At 30.0% G+C, this 19,432-nt stretch carries 18 protein-coding genes and 1 pseudogene; all 19 read left to right on the forward strand.

The annotated features are described in order from the left end of the window. Window positions 1–331 precede the first annotated feature (331 nt). The 19 genes and pseudogenes from JEY78_RS07980 to JEY78_RS08070 all read left to right on the forward strand — a co-directional run bounded on the left by JEY78_RS07980 (window position 332) and on the right by JEY78_RS08070 (window position 19,423). Window positions 332–724: an HU family DNA-binding protein gene (locus JEY78_RS07980; protein ID WP_291849248.1), complete on the forward strand. Its 393-nt coding sequence runs from the start codon at window positions 332–334 to the stop codon at window positions 722–724. 373 nt (window positions 725–1,097) lie between these two features. After that, on the forward strand, window positions 1,098–2,315 hold the full coding sequence (locus tag JEY78_RS07985) for a hypothetical protein (protein ID WP_291849251.1): 1,218 nt from the start codon (window positions 1,098–1,100) through the stop codon (window positions 2,313–2,315). A 440-nt stretch (window positions 2,316–2,755) separates the two neighbouring features. After that, a pseudogene (locus tag JEY78_RS15780) lies at window positions 2,756–2,866 on the forward strand (hypothetical protein); the annotation flags it as partial. An 801-nt stretch (window positions 2,867–3,667) separates the two neighbouring features. Continuing rightward, window positions 3,668–4,138: a UpxY family transcription antiterminator gene (locus JEY78_RS07995; protein ID WP_291849256.1), complete on the forward strand. Its 471-nt coding sequence runs from the start codon at window positions 3,668–3,670 to the stop codon at window positions 4,136–4,138. Between the two features lie 90 nt (window positions 4,139–4,228). Beyond that, window positions 4,229–5,308 carry a PAS domain-containing sensor histidine kinase gene (locus JEY78_RS08000; protein WP_291849259.1) on the forward strand — a complete coding sequence of 360 codons (1,080 nt, stop codon included), beginning with the start codon at window positions 4,229–4,231 and terminating at the stop codon, window positions 5,306–5,308. Window positions 5,309–5,474: 166 nt separating this feature from the next. Continuing rightward, on the forward strand, window positions 5,475–5,864 hold the full coding sequence (locus JEY78_RS08005; protein WP_291849262.1) for a GxxExxY protein: 390 nt from the start codon (window positions 5,475–5,477) through the stop codon (window positions 5,862–5,864). Between the two features lie 45 nt (window positions 5,865–5,909). Next, complete coding sequence (locus JEY78_RS08010) at window positions 5,910–6,104, forward strand: hypothetical protein (protein WP_291849265.1); 195 nt, start codon at window positions 5,910–5,912, stop codon at window positions 6,102–6,104. Window positions 6,105–6,182: 78 nt separating this feature from the next. Beyond that, window positions 6,183–7,508, forward strand: a complete 1,326-nt coding sequence (locus tag JEY78_RS08015; protein ID WP_291849268.1) for an O-antigen ligase family protein — start codon at window positions 6,183–6,185, stop codon at window positions 7,506–7,508. Further along, window positions 7,484–8,950, forward strand: coding sequence for an oligosaccharide flippase family protein (locus JEY78_RS08020; RefSeq protein ID WP_291849271.1), 1,467 nt, complete (start codon window positions 7,484–7,486; stop codon window positions 8,948–8,950). The genes JEY78_RS08015 and JEY78_RS08020 overlap by 25 nt, the downstream gene beginning before the upstream one ends. Window positions 8,951–8,954: 4 nt before the next feature. Further along, on the forward strand, window positions 8,955–10,112 hold the full coding sequence (locus JEY78_RS08025) for a glycosyltransferase family 4 protein (RefSeq protein WP_291849275.1): 1,158 nt from the start codon (window positions 8,955–8,957) through the stop codon (window positions 10,110–10,112). Next, complete coding sequence (locus tag JEY78_RS08030) at window positions 10,109–11,227, forward strand: glycosyltransferase (RefSeq protein ID WP_291849278.1); 1,119 nt, start codon at window positions 10,109–10,111, stop codon at window positions 11,225–11,227. The genes JEY78_RS08025 and JEY78_RS08030 overlap by 4 nt, the downstream gene beginning before the upstream one ends. Window positions 11,228–11,373: 146 nt before the next feature. After that, complete coding sequence (locus tag JEY78_RS08035) at window positions 11,374–12,423, forward strand: glycosyltransferase family 4 protein (RefSeq protein WP_291849281.1); 1,050 nt, start codon at window positions 11,374–11,376, stop codon at window positions 12,421–12,423. Then, complete coding sequence (locus JEY78_RS08040; RefSeq protein ID WP_291849285.1) at window positions 12,413–13,570, forward strand: hypothetical protein; 1,158 nt, start codon at window positions 12,413–12,415, stop codon at window positions 13,568–13,570. Before JEY78_RS08035 ends, JEY78_RS08040 begins: the two co-directional genes overlap by 11 nt. Next, window positions 13,557–14,084: a DapH/DapD/GlmU-related protein gene (locus JEY78_RS08045; protein ID WP_291849288.1), complete on the forward strand. Its 528-nt coding sequence runs from the start codon at window positions 13,557–13,559 to the stop codon at window positions 14,082–14,084. The genes JEY78_RS08040 and JEY78_RS08045 overlap by 14 nt, the downstream gene beginning before the upstream one ends. Further along, the gene (locus JEY78_RS08050) at window positions 14,071–14,610 is read left to right on the forward strand and encodes an acyltransferase (protein ID WP_291849291.1); all 540 of its coding nucleotides are present in this window, start codon (window positions 14,071–14,073) and stop codon (window positions 14,608–14,610) included. Before JEY78_RS08045 ends, JEY78_RS08050 begins: the two co-directional genes overlap by 14 nt. 13 nt (window positions 14,611–14,623) lie before the next feature. Further along, complete coding sequence (locus JEY78_RS08055; RefSeq protein ID WP_291849294.1) at window positions 14,624–15,988, forward strand: nucleotide sugar dehydrogenase; 1,365 nt, start codon at window positions 14,624–14,626, stop codon at window positions 15,986–15,988. A gap of 5 nt (window positions 15,989–15,993) precedes the next feature. Next, complete coding sequence (locus tag JEY78_RS08060) at window positions 15,994–17,175, forward strand: glycosyltransferase family 4 protein (protein ID WP_291849297.1); 1,182 nt, start codon at window positions 15,994–15,996, stop codon at window positions 17,173–17,175. A gap of 39 nt (window positions 17,176–17,214) precedes the next feature. Beyond that, on the forward strand, window positions 17,215–18,606 hold the full coding sequence (locus JEY78_RS08065) for an undecaprenyl-phosphate glucose phosphotransferase (protein WP_291849300.1): 1,392 nt from the start codon (window positions 17,215–17,217) through the stop codon (window positions 18,604–18,606). Window positions 18,607–18,712: 106 nt separating this feature from the next. Further along, window positions 18,713–19,423: a polysaccharide biosynthesis/export family protein gene (locus JEY78_RS08070; protein ID WP_291849303.1), complete on the forward strand. Its 711-nt coding sequence runs from the start codon at window positions 18,713–18,715 to the stop codon at window positions 19,421–19,423. The last annotated feature ends 9 nt before the right edge of the window (window positions 19,424–19,432 follow it).

Below are 19,432 nucleotides of genomic sequence, written 5' to 3' on the forward strand. Positions count from 1 at the left end.
CAAAAGCAGTTAAAAAAGAGTAGCAAGCAGTCATTTAATTTTTGTCACTTTATAAAAATTCGTATTTTCGAATAACGAGTTATATACCAACAGCTTTTAGTATTTATAGCGCAATTGTCTAAATTTTATAAAGGAATTTATAAAAATCGCGAAGCAGTTGACAAATAACGTCTAGGCATTATTGAAAGAACGTCTAGACGTTCTAGTGTAAACGTCTAGACGTTATTCTTACACTTAGCGGTTAAATAATGGCAACTAATAAGAGGTTTTACAATAGTACTCAGCAATTAAAAAACAATCAGATATTACATAAATTTAAATTACTATAAAAATGGCATTACCACTAAAAATTGTAAAGAAAAGAGACCCAAGAGACCTTAAAAATCCTGAAAACTATTATGTTGCTACCAAGGCTACAGGAGAAATTAATTTTGAAGATTTGGCAAGAATAACCTCTGAGCAATGTACGGCTTCCGTAGCCGATTGTTATCTTGTTTTATTAGCTTTAGAGCATAATATTAAAGATGCATTGAGCTTTGGTAAAATTGTGCGTTTTGGATTTTTAGGGAGTTTTCAAATAAGTATTAGCTCCCATGGGGAAACTACCAAAGAAGCGTTAAGCGTTAAATCTGTAAAACAACGACGCATTTTGTTTCGGCCAGATAAACGTGTAAAAACTTTTTTAAAAGGGCTACATTTTACCACAGCAGGGTTTAAGGAGTAACTAATTTTGGATGATTTTAAGCGCTTGCATACCATGTTGATGTTGCTATGAATGATCTCCTATAAATTTTCAATAAACAAATAAAAAAAGCCAAGCTTGTACTTGGGTTTTTTATCCGCTTATTTTAAAATATGCGTTGTTTCATAGTATGGAATACCGTTTTTAAACCAGTAGTTATCTCTTTTTCAAATACTTCCCATATTAAAAGTGCTAAAAATTTTAAAAAAAAGCCTGAATTAATTATAATTTAATTGTATTTTTAATACAGAATTTCACGAAACTACTGACATAAAAAAATCATTGCATGCTAAAATGACTTTGTAATTTAATTATGAATTAAACCAATTATTCACTAACAATCAAACTAATAATTATGAAACAATTAAAAATGAGTATGGTGGTTCTTTTAATAGCCACTTTTTTTTCGAGTTGTAACGAAGAAATAACAATGTCACCAGAAAATGCTATCAAAAGTGATGCTTCTGTTAGCAGTGCAAGACCATCAGAGAGTGTTCAAGCAGGGGAGTTATATGCTTTATTCGCTTGGGATTCAAGTGAAAATATAGCTTTATATAGTTATAATCCGTCTAATGATGCTATTTCATTAAATGAAGGTTTTACTGGAAATACGGGGCAAAATTACAACTTTGCTTTTGACTATAATTCTAATGATGGTTTATTCTATTTTTTAGGGGCTGAACAAAATAATTCAAGCACTCCTAGAAGTCTATACACATATAATAGAGAAAATGGAGAGGTACTTTTTATTGATCAAATGGAGTCTGTAGAAGGCCAAATTTCACCTCAAGATTTAACATTTGATGATCAGGGTATCCTTTATGTTGTTTTTAAAGGAGGAGAAATTAACTCCTATAATATAACAACTAATACCATGAGTGCATTTAGTAATGTTCCTCAGAATGGAGGCGTAGGTTTAACTTATGACTTTGATCATCATCAGTTGCTGTATGCAACTGGTGGTGGAAATACAAGTGGACCTGTTTCCTTATATTCCATTGATTTAATGGAAGGTTTATATAATTTATTATTTTCATTTTATCCACCGCAATGTTCAAATGGAACTGCTCATGGGATAGAATATGTAGGGAACAATAAATTAATAGCAACTTCAGTTTATGGATGTGATATTATTTATACGATTAATCTAGAAGCTGAAAACACGAACTTATTGTTAAGCCCAACAGGTTCTTATACAGGAATTGTAGATTTAATTTATATCAATATTAATAATCCAGATATGGATGATGACGGCGTTTTAAATGAAAATGATCCCTACCCAAATTCAAATATGAGCGAAACTATTAGTCTTGGAGATATGAACTTAACTATAGAAAATAAGTTTGTAAAAACCGGCACTACTATGATGGATCAAATTGATGCATTAATAGCCCAGATGAATGAAGAATATACGGGTGATAATTATGCGGTGCTTCATAAGAAATTTATGACGGAACTATCTAAAATTACCTATTACTGGTATAAAGGAAGATTAATTACCTCTAGAGAACGATCTGTTATTTCTAAAATAGGTTGGAGTGCAAGTGTTCCATATAATAATTATCCAGCGTAATCTTTTAATAAAGTAATAAAAAAAACCCAAGCAAATTGCTTGGGTTTTTTTGTAGCGTGATCCAGAATTGAACTGGAGACCTCCGGGTTATGAATTAAAGCCAGAAAAATGAAAATCGCCATTTTACTGGGCTTGTGGATGCTGCTTTTGCAAAAACGTGTTCCAAAACGTGTTCTAAAACGTGTTCAGAATTTAGATTGATGTGTTATACAATATTTACTGCAATATACTATAATTTTTTTTAAAACCTTCTTTTTAGCAATCATATTCATTAAACAAGATTTGTTATATACCCAGTGTATAATAACTTTAGTTTGATCAATCCTACGTCTTCAGGAAGTCATGGATTATTTACGGCAACAGCCAATATATGGGGTTAGTGGGCCGAAGAAGCAGGTGGTTCAGAAACACAAACCTTTTCATTAAACGGAACCACAGGTAAAAATGTAGGATTAGGTTTGTCTATTGTGAATGATAAAGTGTATGTGATATTTGAAACGCAAGTATTCACAGATTTCTCGCACTCCATAGCAGCAAGTGAAGATTCTTAGGTTGGCATTTGGATTGAAAGCAGGAGGTAGCTTTTAAATGTATTTTTAGTAGGCTTTGGTATTGAAAATGATAATTTGTTTAGTGAAAACATCAACCAATTTAATCCAAATCTAGGCACTGAGCTTTTTATGATACCAATCAGTTTTATATGAGGTTTCTATAGTGAACATTCTAAAAACAAAACGCCATTCAAAAAGCAGTAATGTAGTAGCTAGTGCAACAGATGAAATGGTTTTTTATGCACTTATTTTAAAATAAATACCAGTAAATTTCCTAACATAACTCCTTGTTTTTAAAAACAGTAACTATGTTATTTGTATTGAAAATGGTGTTTTGTTGATGTATTTGTTTAGATTAATTATTTATAATGCTAAAATGATAATTATCATTATAAAAATCAACAAACAATAATATATTCGTAGTCCAAAAAAAAATGCTACATACCCAAAAAAAAATGTGTTGGTAAAAATTAAAAAATGATATGTAACCTTCTTTAAAAGAGATGATTTCATTTTAAAATTGAAAGCCAAATTGGTAAAACTTTAAATAATCCCAATTAAAAAATGGGGTTGTTAAGGGCGAAGCCATTAAAATAGTTGAGTATAGTCAATTTGTTTAAATAGAAATTAAGAACCCCTTTACGGAAACCCGTAAACTTTAATCCTTTTTATTCATCAATTTTGATACTTCAAATGTATAATTGTTGTTCAAAATAATGTGACTATTAGTGGCGAAGCCATGAGCGTACATAAAGTAGTGTAAATAGAACAACTCATTTTAAAAACCCTAAATACAACAAAATGGATTGGTTTGTTTTATGTGTTAAACGAAAGAATGAAATAAAAATTGCGCAACAGTTAGAAAGTAATGGTTTTGAGGTTTATTGTCCTACCATTACCATACTAAAGCAATGGTCGGATCGTAAAAAGAAGGTAGAAACCCCTTTAATAAGCACCTATATTTTTATTAAAATTAAAGATAAGGAACGTAACAAAGTATTTGAAGTTCCGGGCGTATTAAAATATTTGTTTTATTTAGGAGCACCCGCAAAAGTACCCAACAAAGAAATTACCATACTAAAAGACTTTTTAAAAGGAAGTGTTTTAGTTTCCAATGTAGAAGCCATACAAATAGGAGACAACCATACCATTGCATCGGGACCTTTAAAAGGAAAAAATGGCGTGGTGAAAGAAATAAATAACCATAGAATGCAACTGGTTTTAAAAGAATTAGGGGTGATAGTTACCTTAACAAATATCACTACAAATTAAAAACAGTTTTTTAGTAAATAACCGCACTAATTGTCAGGTTTTTCATCATTTATCAATAAGGCAAGTAGCCAATTTAACAACGAAGCTCACATGATTCATTTAAATGATGTGCCAGATACAGCTATTGTAATTTGCACCACACAAGGAGTAATTTGTACTGCCAATACACGTTTTTGCGAGATTACGGGTATGGAATTAGCAGCGCTTACTGGCGAACAGCTGAGTTTAACATTTTTTTCAAAAGTAGGAATCTTACAAACCGCATGTAACCTACACAAACTTTTAAGTGGTGAAGTGCACTGTAAGGAACTTACGTTTATAAAAGAAGATGCTTCCGTATTAAATTTTGAATTAAAAGCACAAGTATTAGCAGACCATCAAATAGGGTTCTTTTTAAAGGATATTACGGTACAAAAAAACACCCATGCGAAACTGCAGGAAGTAACCGATAGGCTGGAAGTATTAAATGAAGATAAAAGTAGGTTTATTTCTGTATTGGCACACGATTTAAAAAGTCCGTTCAATACTATTTTAGGCTTTATTAGCTTATTAAAAGAAAATATTGAAATTTGTAATAAAGAAGAGGTAGAACGATATATTAGTTATGTTGAAATCACTTCAAAAAACACCTTTCATTTATTAGAAGACACCTTAGAGTGGATTAGTGCTGAACGAGGTACTTTAAATATAACCAAAGGAACCTGCGTATTAAATACCCTAATTACAGAAGTACTTCAACATTTCCATTTAATTGCGAAGGCCAAAAACATCACTATATACGTGCATAAAGCGCCTAAAGTATCCTTATTATGTGATGCCAATATGATAAAAACAGTATTGCGAAACTTAGTTTCTAATGCCATTAAATTTACCAATAGAAATGGTGAAATACATATCAACTTAACGGGCAGTGCAACGGAAGCAAGCATAATAATACGAGATACAGGGATTGGTATTTCAGAAAAAGCACAAGCTGAATTATTTCAAATGCAACAGTTCCATAGTACAGTAGGTACTGACCACGAAAAAGGTACAGGTATGGGCTTATTACTGTGCAAAGAATTTATAAGCAAACACCAAGGAACACTTACCATACAATCTCAAGAAGGTGTTGGAAGTACCTTTACGGTAACCATTCCAATCCTTGAAAAAGAAATTGCAGAAAATTAAAAAAACGAAAACTATGAAAACTATGAAAAGAATTCAAATTATTTTATTAATCGCACTAGTGCTTATTACCATTACGTGGTCATTTGCCGTATTTACCTTGGTGGAATTGCCAGGAATTTAAAAACAAATTATACAAACTTTATGAATAAGAAAAGCAGTATTGTAAATGGCCGGTGAATTACTATTTGGAGAAGAAACGTATAAAATAATTGGCGCGTGCATTCAGGTGCATAAAAATTTGGGAAGTGGGTTTTCTGAAGAGGTGTATGCACAAGCGCTAGCTAAAGAATTTACGACATTAAATATACAATTTGAACAACATAAAAAGTTACCCATTTACTATAATGAAGAAGCGTTAGATCAATACTTTGTGGCGGATTATGTTTGTTTTGACCATATTTTACTGCAAATAAAATGTGTGAATCGCTTGAAAGAAAATTTAACAAAACAAGTAGTTAACTATTTAAAAACTACACATAAAGAAGTAGGCCTTATCATAAATTTTGGCGAAGAATCTCTAAAATGGAAAAGGGTGATAAATACCATTTCTGTATGATTAAAAATATCTGTGAAATTAGTTTAATATCTGTGAAATTTAAAAATGATGCACTTAGCATACAACCAAAGCAATGCCCAATTAGTATCTAATTTAAAGGTGCTTTTAAAGGGAATTTGTAACACTATTTTAAATGTTTTATTTAAGGGTAGCACTTGTGGCTATCCAACGTTGTCCTCACAACTAATAGTTGTACATTTTGAATTATTAAGTATAGTTTATTTTTCAAATGAGAATTAGCTTTTGCTATATAGGCAAAGGCTAATTTTTTTTTAAATACTAGGGAATTATAATATAAAAACATAATTAAATATATTTATGGTAATCGGTTCTTTATATATCTTTTTATTGTTCTCGCTTTTAGTGATAGTGATTTTAGGATCAAAGGATAAGGTTGAAAGATATATTCAATTAATCTTAATTACATTTATTTTTATTGATTTTTCAATTCCACCAGGTGCTTTAGGCATAAAATTATTTGATGCTCTTACAATATTCATTTTGCCATTTTTTTTTATTAGTAAATACAGTAGATCTATTAAAATTTCAGGTAAAATAAAATTTATTTTATTATTATTTGTTATTATATTGGTTATAAGTAGTATCAATTCTATAAACCCAAAACTATCTTTGTTGAGGTTGCTACAGCAATTAAACTATCTATTTTTTTTTATAATATTTACCTCATATGTTAGTCTAAAAAATAATCTTATTAAGATAAAACCCACAATAGTAATAAGTTTTCTAAGTTGCGTAATATTTTTAACTTTTCAAATAGTATTTGGACTTGATTTCACTTTATATTCAATTTTAAATTCTAATGTGACCAATCAAGGAATCAGATACCCTGGGCCATTTCAAGATCCTCAAAAGTTTGCACAATTTTTAGGCATGACTGCATTCCTATTTTTTTCAATTAGTTTTAAAAGAAAATTTATACAAAAAAAATATTTGTACGCAGGAATTTTAGTTGCGATTAGTATAATTTCAACTGGTTCAAGAGGAGCCCTCTTTGGATTTGTTATAGGTATTAGTTATTTTATTATTAGACAAACAATAAAAACCAAGAAAATTATAAATGTAATTCTAATATCAATAATTGCTTTAGTAACCGTATTTTTAAGTGAAAACTCATTAGTTTTTAAAAGAATGGACGATACTGAATCTGATCTTCAGTTTCGATACTCAATTTGGATTAAAGCTTATGATATTTTTTTAGAAAAACCAATTACTGGTATTGGTACAGGAACTTATCAAGGGTTTGTTGAAGAAAATGATCCAGATCAGTTTTGGAAAGTTAATGATGAAAAAATTTATTATAACCACCCTGAAAGCGGTTTTTTGTTGTGGCTTGTAGAATATGGTTTTTTTGGGTTTGTTATAATACTCGGAGCTATTATATATTTAGTAAATCCATTTTATAGAAAGAAAATGAAATGGAAAAATGAAAATTCTATTTTTCTTCTAGAAGCTGGAGTAATTTCATGGATAATTGGCTTCATAACAGTTGACTCATTAGGAGATAAACGAATTGGTGTAACCCTACTGATTCTATGCAGTTTTCTTTATTTATCAAAATTCAACCTAACAAGTAAAAACCTCAAATTTGGACATAGATTATGTCGAAACAAAAATTTAAAATAGATAAAACATCAGTTTTTTCAAATGCATTTTCTGGCATTGCATCCAATGTGCTACAAAATATTTTTTTGGGTATATTTTTTATACTATTAGCTAAAGCTATTGGAATTAATAATTTTTCAGATTATGTAATTGGAAATTCACTTTACCAAATTGTTGGAGCATTTTCAACAATGGGCTTGGCTAATTATTTTATTCGAGAATATGTTAAGCAAAAGGGTGAAAATGATTATTCGGTATTGCACTTTTTTACAACAGAAGTATTACTTAGTTTTATTGCTTTTATTATAATAATGATTCTTTCCTATTCTTTATATGCAAACGAATTATTAATTGTTCAAATAAGTTGTATTCTAGGGATTAATGTGCTTTTTGATAATTTAATTTATTCTGTTAAAGCATTACATGTTGCAAATAAAACTCAATACCTTATTCTAAAAATAACATTATTTGAAGCATTTATAAAATTGATATTAGTAATAATATTTTACTTTCTGCCATTTGAATTTCTTCAGTTTCTTTTTTTGCTAGTTGGTTTTAGAATTTTAACACTAATACTAGCTTTTTATACATTAACAAATTCTGTAAAAAATGAAATTAGTAAAGTTTTCAAACTTAGTATAATTAATCACCCAATTAAATTTAAAAAAATTAGAGCGTTAATTTATGAGGGAAGAATATTTATAATTATTGGGTCTGTAAGTACTATTTTTTGGCGAATAAACGCTTTATTATTATCAAAGTTAGTAGACAAGACAGAAGTTGGTTATTATGAAATTGCATTCAAATTTTTTTCTGTAGCTCAAATTATCCCAGTAATTTTACTAGCTACAATTTATCCTTTAATGTCTAAGTATTATTCTGATAAATCCACTTACTTATCAATTTCTCAAAAGGCATATTTACAAATTTTGACTTTAAGTGTTTTTACAACTTTATCGGCATATTTTATAGCCCCATATTTTATTAAATATTTTTTTGGAAGTCAATTTTTAGGTGCCATAAAGTTAACTCAATATATGTTTTTTGCTTTAATACCTTTTTCTTTATCGTTAGTGCAAGCATATGTTCTTTTGTCAAGTAATAATGAAAAGCTTGATATGTGGTTAAATATTATGAATTTATTTTTTAATACGTTCTTGAGTTATTTTTTAATTAAGCATATCGGCTCAAAAGGAAGTGTAATATCTATTACAGTATCATTTATTCTATTTTACATCTTACAAAGTATTATCCTAATGTATAAAAAATTAAATTTATTAGGCTCTTTCCGTAATTCAGTTTTTGTAATTCTATTTTTTACAATTGTGTGTATTACAATTTCAGAATATGCTATTTTTCCAAATATTCCACCAATGGGTTTTTTTATTAGTTCAATATTAATTATTACCATATATGCCAGATTTACAGGGATTTTAAATACTAATATTCTTATAAAAAAATAAAACTATGAAGCCATCTGTATTGTTTATAACAAAAGTTTGTTTCTTGGATGCAGCGTTGGAATATATTAAAGAAGTGAAAGATTATGTTGATCTTCATGTTTTAATAGAAATTGATCCTCATTCTAAAAACACAAATATTTTAAACGTAAAAAGATTAGTTAAGGATGCGACCTTTTTAAATGCAAAACAATTATTAAGTTCACAAGATTACAAAGGATTTATTGAATATATTGAAGGTTGCGAGTCATTTCAATTTTTTGTTCATCATCACCCCAAAAGCATTTCATTTTCTTCAATAAATAAATCATTCGTACTTTTAAAGCAAATTAAAAAATTAAAACCAGATTTTATTCATTTTGATGATGTTTCAGTACGATTGGTTGCATTATCATTTTTATTGAATTTTAATAAAGAGAAGTTAATTATGAACGTGCATGACCCAGTACAGCATTCTGGAGAAATTATCATAAAAAATTTATTTGCACGAAAAATGTTTTATAGGAAAGTACATAAATATGTAGTGTTTTCAAAATTTAGTAAATCTATTTTTTTAGAAAAATATGGATATAAGAAATCATGTATGGCATTAAATTTAAAGCCGTATAATTTTTATACAAACTATGGGCAATCAAGCCCAAGCAAAATTTACATCACATTTATTGGCAGAATTTCAGAATACAAAGGGGTTGATATTTTCCTAGATGCTATTAATATTTTAAATGTTAAATACCCAGAGGTTAAATATATTATCGCAGGTTCTCCAAATAATGATCTTTTAGCCAAGAATTTAATTGAAAAATATACTTTTGAGAATGTAAAATATATATTTGATCATTTATCCAACAGCAAACTCTGTGAAATTATAAATCTTTCACAACTTATTGTTTGTCCATATAGAGATGCAACTCAAAGCGGTGTTATAATGACTGCTCTTGCCTTATGCGCCCCAATTATTGTTTCAAATCAGGGAGGCTTACATGAATATGTTGAAAGTGGAATAACTGGAATGATTTCAAAACCTGATGCAGAATCATTTGCCACGGCAATCGAGACTTTCATTATAGATAAAATAAAACACAAGCAATTTTCTGAAAATATAAGAAATATGGATTCAAGCCAATTCAATTTTGGAAAAGAAAGAATTTTAGAATTATATAAATGAAAATTATAAAAAAGAAAATATTATTTACAATTCATGGATTAGAAACAGGAGGTGCTGAGAAATTTCTTATTTCATTAGTTAATAAACTTGATCACTCCAAATTGGATTGTACGATAATTAGTTATTCAAAAAATAATCCATTGGCAACTGAACTTAATAAAGAAGTGAATTTGAAAATTTTCTCTAGGAATTCTAAATTTGATTTAAAACCATTAGTAGAGTCCAGACAATTTATTAAAAACTTAAAGCCTGATTTAATTTTTTGTGTAGGATTTTTTTCATTTTTTTTAACTCACATTTCAAATTTATTTAATTTAAAAAAAATCACAAGAATTATTTCTTATCACACTACAATACACAGAAATAAAAAGGATCATTTGTTGATGAAAATGTATTCTAAATTTATTAGAAATAGTGATAAAATTGTCACAGTTTGTAACAATCAAATAGAATATACAACACAACAATATAAAATTAAACGTAATTTTTTCACTTCCATTTATAATGGGGTTGATACTGATTACTGGCGAATGCCAAAAACGCTAGAGGAAACTGGATTAATAAGAGCCCAATTCGGAATACCTAAAGATGCTAAAGTTATTATAAAAATAGCTGCATTTAGAGCTGAGAAAAATCATAAGGCAGCAGTTGATGCATTTAATATATTGAACGAAAAAGGAATACATAATATTTTTTTGCTTTTTGTGGGTGATGGAATTCTAAAAAATGAAATTAAAACGTATGTAACTAATTTAAATTTATCGGAAAAAGTAATTTTTGCTGGGAACCAAATAGACGTACGTCCATTTTATTGGGCTTCGGATATTTTTACCTTAACATCAAATGGTGTTGAAACGTTTTCAATAGCTACGCTAGAAGCCTTAAGTTGTGGCTTGCCATGTGTGCTTACAGATATTGGAGGCGCTAACGAAATGATTTTAGAAGGAGTTAATGGATATTTATCCAATACAAATTACAGAAATATTGCTGTTCAATGGGAAAAGACATTGATTACAAATTTTGATAATGTAAAAATATCCATTGCTACAAAAAATAAATTTAATCTTAATTTAATGATTAATAAGTATCAAGCATTATTAGAAAAATCAACTTGATATTATAACAAGAATTAAACTTAATACTTAGAGTTAGATCCATCCATAAGATTGTTCCGTGTGATTTTGATATTTCTCTGGCTTTAATAAAATATAATCTCAACTATTAGATTTTTTCTTTAAACTCTTAAATTTATATATTTAATATGAAAATATTAATTAATGTACCCCAGTTAAATTTAACAGGTGGTGTTTCATCTCTTTTCAATGTATTGAAGATTGAGAGTAATCATGAAAATATTTCACTTTTTATAATAAAAAATCGACTTCCATTTATTTTAAGAATGCCATTAAAATATATTGAGTTTGTTTATAAAATTTTTTCTGTTGATATAGTACATATTAATCCATCTTTAAATAGGAAATCATTTCTTAGAGATTCTGTTTTTGCTTGGCTTTCATTATTCTTTTCAAAAAAATTAATTGTTTATTGGCATGGTTGGGAAGAGACGTATGAAAAAAAAATTATTGAAAATCTATTTTTAAACTGGGTATTAAAAGCAACATTTCTAAAAGCTCAAACGACCATTGTATTGGGAGAAGTATTTGAAATGAAACTTCGAAAAATGGGTTATAATAATAAAATTGTTATTGAAACAAATAGTGCAGAAAATAAATATATTACAAATCAACAACCGAAAAACATAAAAAAAACGGATTGCATTAATATACTTTTTTTATCTAGACTTGAAAAAGCAAAAGGGGTTTATATTGCTATAGAAACTTTGCGAATTTTGAATAAGAATAGACAAAAATACAGGTTGATAATTGCAGGTAATGGTGGAGAGGTAGTTAATGTTAAATCATTTATAAAAGATGATGAATTTATTGAATTGGCAGGTTACGTTGGAGAAACTACAAAACACAATTTACTAAATAATTCTCATATTATGTTTTTACCCTCTTATTCTGAAGGTTTGCCATTAACTTTATTAGAAGGTATGATATATGGTCTACCTATCATTTCAAGACCAATTGGAGGTATTCCAGACATAGTTATTAACGGAGAAAACGGTTTTCTTATAGAAAGTTTAGAGCCTAAGGTGTATTCAGATAAAATTGAATTTTTAGTGAATTCAGATGAATTATATAAACAGATTTCAATTAATAATATTGAAAAGAGCTCTCTTTTTAGCCCTGAAAATGTAAGGGAAAGAATATGTAATTTATATAGCCAAGTTAATAATGAAAAATAAAATTGATACTATTATTTCATCAAGTATTATTCATATTGAAAAAATGAATTATCAATCTTTTGATTTGTTTGATGCTCTAACTTGCGCTTGGATTGATAAAATCACAAATCGTTCTGATTTACTAAGAAGAATTGCCATCCAAATAAATTTAAAATTTCCTTTGAATTTGCATTGGTTTGGCATGAGAAAAATGGTTCATACTAAGCTAGTATCAGATTTATTGTGGTATTTCTCTCTGGAAAAAAATAATGAGAAGAGCAGAAACTCCTACGAAAAGATTTTTGAGCTAAAAGTAAATGGAAATAATATGGTATGGGGGTTAAACTTTCCGTACACTTCGCGTTTCATTAATGCTGATTCTAATACTCCTAATATTTATAATACAGCCACGACAGGCATTTCCATTTGTGAGTATATTAGTATAAATAATGACAAATTAGCTGGAAGTGTAGTAAAAGAAATAATTGAATCGCTTTTTAGTGTATTTAAGTTTAAGGATGAAGGGTATAAAGGATGGTTCTCATATTACCCAGGCCAGAAAGCACCTACATATAATGTAAATGCATTAACTGCCTATTTCCTTTGTAAAGCTAATTATACTTCAAAACGTAAACTAGTAGATATTAACATAATTGAACAGCTAGTGCAACTACTAATAGAAGAACAAAATAAAGATGGAAGCTGGTATTACTCACGTCTATCGAAAGGGAAATGGATTGACGGTTTTCATAGTGGGTTTATTATTGAATCTTTAGCTTATGTTTATTCACATGGTTATAAATCAAAAGAACTTTATGAGTGTTTAAAGAAAGCATGGAAGTTTTACATATCCAACATGTTTACCAAAGATGGCTATCCGAAATATTTCATAGAAAGTGATAAATACCCGATAGAAGCTCAGAATTGTGCCCAAGCTATTCAAACAATTGCAACTGTAGGTTTATGGTTAAATTGGAGTGAAAAAGAATTGCTTGAAAAGGTTATTGAAAATACATTAAATGTTCTTTATGACAAAAAAGGTTTTTTTTACTATAAGAAGGTACGGAACTTCATATATAAACAATCATATCTTCGCTGGTCCACAAGTCCAATGTTAGTCGCTTTAAAATATTCAGAACTTTATCTATATCAAAATGATAATTCGTAAAATACTTTATTTCTTTTATATCAGTTTATTCCGTTTTACAGCGGAAATATATCGCCCTTATGCAATTATTTCTCCACAATTAAGACAGCTATTAGTTAAAGGATTCTTAAACAAATGTGGTAAAAATGTTAGAGTAAAACGAAATGCGGACGTTTCAATGTTTATGGAATTGGGGAATTATTCAGAGCTTGGGACAAACTGTATTATTCAGTCCAATACAAAAATTGGTGATTATGTAATAATGGGACCCGATGTGAAGATTTACACCAAAAATCACGGATATAGCTCTTTGGATATTCCTATTGCTTTGCAAGCAAATGAAGAAAAAGAAGTTGTTATTGGTAATGATGTTTGGTTAGGAGCGAACGTAATTTTAACCCCAGGAGTCAATATAGGTAACCACGTTATAATAGCAGCTGGTTCAGTGGTTACTAAAGATGTTCCAAATTATGCTATTGTTGGAGGTGTACCGGCGAAGGTTTTAAAATATAGAAATAAAAATGAAGCTAAATAAATTACAAGCCTTTTATATTCTAATAAAGATTTATAATTTTTTATATATAATTTTCTTTACTAGACGTTGTCGTTTTTTTTTGCAAAAAATAGCAAGATTCAATATTGGTAAAAACTCAAGTATACAAGCAGTTCGATTTTTTTCCTTTGGAAAATTAAAAATTGGTTTTAATACGATTATTAATTCGGGTTGTTATATAGATAATCGAAGGAATATTAGTATAGGTAATAATGTTGTTATTGCTCATGATACAAAAATTTACACTTTGGGTCATGATATAAATGATTTAAATTTTGTAACAAAGGGGGCTCCAGTAATAATTGAAGATTATGTAATAATATTTTCTAATGTATTAATAATGCCAGGTGTTACTATTAAAATGGGAGCAGTCGTTTTGCCAGGAAGTGTTATTTCAAAAGATGTTGCAGAAATGAATGTCGTTGGTGGTAATCCAGGTAAATTTATTAAAATGAGAGAAAAATTGCATACAAGTAAAAGAGTAGTTAATTATTGGTTTTCAATATAAATAAATTTTAAAAATGAATATTAGCATATTTGGTCTAGGCTATGTAGGGTGCGTAAGTTTAGGGTGTTTAGCAAAAAATGGTCACAATGTTATAGGCGTTGATGTAAATCAGAATAAAGTAGATTTAATAAATCAAGGTAAGCCTACCATCATAGAAAAGGATATTGATGTAATAATAGCAGAACAATTCCAACGTGGAGTTATATCAGCTACAACAAAAGCAGCTGAGGCTATTACAAAAACGGAGATTAGTATCATTGCAGTAGGTACCCCATCTACACCTCAAGGTCATTTAAATTTAAAATATATTTTCAAGGTTGCAGAAGATATAGGGAAAGCCATTAAAAATAAGAATGATTTTCATATTGTGGTTTTGCGTTCTACTGTATTGCCTGGTACGTGTGATAAAGTAGCTACTATTTTAGAGATGGCTTCAGGAAAAAAAAGGAATGAAGGTTTTGCTGTGGTTGACAATCCTGAATTTTTGCGTGAAGGAAGTGCTGTTCAAGACTATTATAACCCTCCCTTAACCTTAATTGGATCAGATAACAAAAAAGCTGCAGAAAGAGTAGCGGATTTGTATCGTGAGTTACCAGGTGAAATAATAGTGACTGATTTAAAGATAGCAGAGTTGATGAAGTATGTAAATAATACGTTTCACGCACTTAAAATATCTTTTGCCAACGAAGTTGGTAACGTTTGTTCGGCTTTAGATATTGACTCTCATCAAGTAATGGATATTTTTTGTAAAGACAAGCAGTTAAATATCTCCAATTATTACTTCAAACCAGGTTTTGCTTATGGAGGTTCTTGTTTACCAAAGGATTTAAAAGGCTTTCAGACGTTGGCACACGACCATTATGTGAAAACTCCAATAGTAGATAGTATTGGATTAACAAATGAAAACCAAATAGAACGTGCTATTGAAATGATACAGCGTTTCCCTAACAAGAAGCTAGGATTTTTAGGTTTAAGCTTTAAAGCGGGGACAGATGATTTACGTAATAGCCCTGCGGTGCGCGTAGTTGAAGCTTTATTAGGTAAAGGAGCCGCTATAAGTATTTATGATAAGAATATAAATTTGACGATGTTGACAGGTACCAACAAAGATTATATAGATGCACGAATTCCACATTTATCAAAACTATTAGTAACTGATTTGAATGAATTGGTAAGTTCTTCGGAAGTATTAATTGTAAATACAAATGAAGTAGAGTTTGTAAAACTATTAAGAAATGTAACCGATAAAACTATTATTGATTTTGTAAGGATTGATGATACTCTTTTGGAAAGAGAAAATTATATAGGCATTAATTGGTCTATAGAAAAACTAAATAAAGAAAATTATGTGTCAAATGAAGACACCGTATTAAAATAAAAATCATGAAGAATATTCAAGGGAAACATATTTTATTTATCGTTGAAAATCTTCCAGTCCCATTTGACAGAAGAGTTTGGCAAGAAGCTACTACATTAAAAGAGAACGGGATGGAGGTCTCAATTATTTGTCCACAAATGAAAGGTTATTCAAATTCTTATGAAGTTTTGGAAGGTATCGAAATATATAGGCACCCATTGCCATTCGAAGCACGCGGAGCAATTGGTTATTTATTTGAATATGGAGCAGCCATTTTTTGGGAAATGAAATTGGCAAAACAGATTTATAAAAAGAAACCATTTCATGTAATTCATGGATGCAATCCACCAGACTTAATCTATCTGACTGCTAAATTATTTAAAAACAAAGGAGTTAAATATGTATTTGATCATCATGATATCAACCCTGAATTATATATCGCAAAATATGATAAAAAGGATTTTTTCTATAATTTAATGAAATACTTCGAGAAACAGACTTTTAAACATGCCGTAGCAAGTATTGCAACGAATGAATCCTATAAAAAAATAGCAATTGAAAGAGGAGGAATGAAACCTGAGAATGTTCAAGTGGTGCGCAGTGGACCTAAATTAGATAGGCTTCAATTGCAAGCTCCAAAAGAGGAATTTAAGAAAGGAAGAACATATTTATTGGGATATTTAGGAGTTATTGGAGAACAAGAAGGCATTGATTTATTGTTGGATAGTATGAAACATATAGTAACAAAACGTCAAGATGTGCAATTGGCTATTGTTGGTGGTGGTTCTGATTTGGAATTATTAAAAAAGATGTCTGATGAAAAAGGATTGGCCGAATATGTTGATTTTTATGGCAGAGTATCAGATCAGGTTTTATTGGATGTTTTAAATACTGCAGATGTTTGCGTAAACCCTGATAAGCCAACAGAAATGAATAACCTAAGTACAATGAATAAGATTATGGAATACATGGCATTAAAAAAGCCAATTGTACAATATGATTTAAAAGAAGGAAGATTCTCAGCACAGGAAGCATCTTTTTACGCCAACAATACAATTGATTTCGCTGAAAAAATTATGTTACTTCTTGATGATGCAAATTTGAGATTAAAAATGGGTGAATTTGGTTATAATCGTGTCTTAAAAGAATTATCATGGGAATTTGAATCTAAAAAATTAATTAACTTTTATAATAAGGTACTTTCTTAACTATATTAAGTTATTAAATAATAATAAAACTTAAATCTTATGCCAAAAGGACGTGCCAAATATTTGCCGATACCTACCTTATTCATAGATGGTATTTTACTGCTAAATGCATTTTTAACAGCTACCTATGTACAATTTGGAGGTCAATTACCAGACCCAGTATTGTTTTATGGTGTTTTTGGGTTGTGGTATGTATTATGGATTATCATTTCCATCAATTATAAATTGTTTGATGTTCCTCGATTTTTGTATATAGATCAAATAGTGTCTAAAAATGTAAAAGCATTAGGATTATTTATACTGGTGTGTGCGGCGGTATTGTATGTAATTAAAGCGGCTCATTTTTCCAGAGTTTTTTTTGCCATGACCATGGTGTTGTTCAGCATCATGTTTGTTGCTTGGCACGTGATGTTCATGATACTTTTTAAAGCGTATAGACGCGCAGGAAATAATTTTAAAACCATTGCCATTGTAGGATTTAAAGCACCATTAGAGCATTTAATAACCCATGCATTTTCAAAAACAGAAAATGGCTATAAAATAGTAGCTGCTTTTGGATCAGGCCCTGTACCTGCTGGTTTACAAGCCTTTTATAAAGGAACGGAAGATGCATTAACCCATTATTTAGATATGCACCATGTAGATGAACTGCTTATTTCACTGCCTGGAAGTCAATCTAAATTAACCAATAATTTTCTAAAATATTGCGACAATCATTTAATACGGGCGCATATTGTACCTAATTTTTCGGGGTATTTATTTCAGAAATTTTCTATGAAATACATAGAGAATATTCCCACCTTACAATTGCGTGCAGAACCTTTAGAAAGCTTATCCAATAGAATGCTAAAACGCTTTTTTGATGTGGTATTTGCTACGGCGGTGTTGGTGTTGATTGGGAGTTGGCTTTTCCCGATCATAGCGGTATTGATTAAGATATCTAGCAAAGGCCCTGTATTTTTTAAACAACAACGCTCTGGTAAAAACGGCGCTGTGTTTCACTGTTTAAAATTTAGAAGTATGACGGTAAATGGGAACTCCGACCAATTACAAGCCACTAAAAATGATGCACGGATTACAAAAATTGGTAGTTTTTTACGCAAAACAAGCTTGGATGAGTTTCCACAGTTTATGAATGTGTTGATGGGTGGGATGTCTGTTGTGGGGCCTCGCCCTCATATGTTAAAACACACCGATGAATATGGTGCTTTGGTAGATAAGTTTATGGTGCGTCATTTTGCCAAACCAGGCATTACAGGTTGGGCGCAAGTATTGGGGTTTAGAGGAGAAACCAAACACGTATCCGCTATGGAAAACAGAGCCACCGCAGATATCTGGTATATAGAAAACTGGAATGTATTTTTGGATTTAAAAATTATAGTGCTCACCGTTTGGCAGGTGTTTTTTAAAAAAGAAGAGAATGCGTTTTAGGAAGCTGATAATGAAGTACTATAAGCGCATTGAATACAACAAATAATAAAATAAAGAAATAATGAGAAATAAATTTAAAACATGGATAGCCATCGGTTGTTTGGCCTTGGTACTAGGAAGCTGTGCTTCTTCAAAAGAAGTAGTGTATTTTCAGGATACAGCCTCGGCACACATAAAAGACAGCCTTTTAAATTATGAACCAACCTTACAGGCAGGCGACTTAATCACCATTCATGTGTCGGGCATTGACCCGTTGGCCGCAGCTACCTTTAATATTTTTGAAAGTACAGGAACGGGGATGCCAAAAGCTTTGCCTTATTTAGTAAGTAAAGAAGAAACCATACACTTTCCAGTGTTAGGCACGGTTTCAACAAAAGGACTGACACCCATGGCCTTAACGCATTATTTAGAAACTACCTTAACAGATTACTTGGTAAAGCCTATTGTAAATATACGCATCACCAATTTTAAAATTACAGTGATGGGCGATGTAAAATCTCCGGGCGCGTATACCATTCCAAATGAACGGATTACTATAGTGGAGGCCTTGGGATTGGCAGGCGATTTAACCATACAAGGGAAACGAAACAATGTATTATTAATTCGGGAAGAAGCAGGGAAACGCACCTTTATTACCATAGATTTGACCAATAAAAAGTTGTTCAATTCACCCTATTATTATTTAGCGCAAAATGATGTGATTTATGTAGAACCGAACAAGGCGAAAATAAATTCATCAGCGGTAGGAGCCAATGCAGGTATTATTTTATCCTCTATCTCCACCCTTATATCATTAATAGCCATTCTTACCCGATAAAATTAAACA

It is taken from the genome of Lutibacter sp., from assembly GCF_016342705.1.
Taxonomy (GTDB): Bacteria; Bacteroidota; Bacteroidia; order Flavobacteriales; family Flavobacteriaceae; genus Lutibacter.

Excerpts from the sequence above, each read along its gene's own strand:
- JEY78_RS08050 (WP_291849291.1), top strand. The coding sequence starts at position 14,071 with ATGAAGCTAAATAAATTACAAGCCTTTTATATTCTAATAAAGATTTAT.
- JEY78_RS07980 (WP_291849248.1), top strand. The coding sequence starts at position 332 with ATGGCATTACCACTAAAAATTGTAAAGAAAAGAGACCCAAGAGACCTT.
- JEY78_RS08000 (WP_291849259.1), top strand. The coding sequence starts at position 4,229 with ATGATTCATTTAAATGATGTGCCAGATACAGCTATTGTAATTTGCACC.
- JEY78_RS08060 (WP_291849297.1), top strand. The coding sequence starts at position 15,994 with ATGAAGAATATTCAAGGGAAACATATTTTATTTATCGTTGAAAATCTT.
- JEY78_RS08020 (WP_291849271.1), top strand. The coding sequence starts at position 7,484 with ATGTCGAAACAAAAATTTAAAATAGATAAAACATCAGTTTTTTCAAAT.
- JEY78_RS08010 (WP_291849265.1), top strand. The coding sequence starts at position 5,910 with ATGATGCACTTAGCATACAACCAAAGCAATGCCCAATTAGTATCTAAT.
- JEY78_RS08065 (WP_291849300.1), top strand. The coding sequence starts at position 17,215 with ATGCCAAAAGGACGTGCCAAATATTTGCCGATACCTACCTTATTCATA.
- JEY78_RS08040 (WP_291849285.1), top strand. The coding sequence starts at position 12,413 with ATGAAAAATAAAATTGATACTATTATTTCATCAAGTATTATTCATATT.
- JEY78_RS08055 (WP_291849294.1), top strand. The coding sequence starts at position 14,624 with ATGAATATTAGCATATTTGGTCTAGGCTATGTAGGGTGCGTAAGTTTA.
- JEY78_RS08005 (WP_291849262.1), top strand. The coding sequence starts at position 5,475 with ATGGCCGGTGAATTACTATTTGGAGAAGAAACGTATAAAATAATTGGC.
- JEY78_RS08030 (WP_291849278.1), top strand. The coding sequence starts at position 10,109 with ATGAAAATTATAAAAAAGAAAATATTATTTACAATTCATGGATTAGAA.
- JEY78_RS08035 (WP_291849281.1), top strand. The coding sequence starts at position 11,374 with ATGAAAATATTAATTAATGTACCCCAGTTAAATTTAACAGGTGGTGTT.
- JEY78_RS07985 (WP_291849251.1), top strand. The coding sequence starts at position 1,098 with ATGAAACAATTAAAAATGAGTATGGTGGTTCTTTTAATAGCCACTTTT.
- JEY78_RS07995 (WP_291849256.1), top strand. The coding sequence starts at position 3,668 with ATGGATTGGTTTGTTTTATGTGTTAAACGAAAGAATGAAATAAAAATT.
- JEY78_RS08015 (WP_291849268.1), top strand. The coding sequence starts at position 6,183 with ATGGTAATCGGTTCTTTATATATCTTTTTATTGTTCTCGCTTTTAGTG.
- JEY78_RS08045 (WP_291849288.1), top strand. The coding sequence starts at position 13,557 with ATGATAATTCGTAAAATACTTTATTTCTTTTATATCAGTTTATTCCGT.
- JEY78_RS08025 (WP_291849275.1), top strand. The coding sequence starts at position 8,955 with ATGAAGCCATCTGTATTGTTTATAACAAAAGTTTGTTTCTTGGATGCA.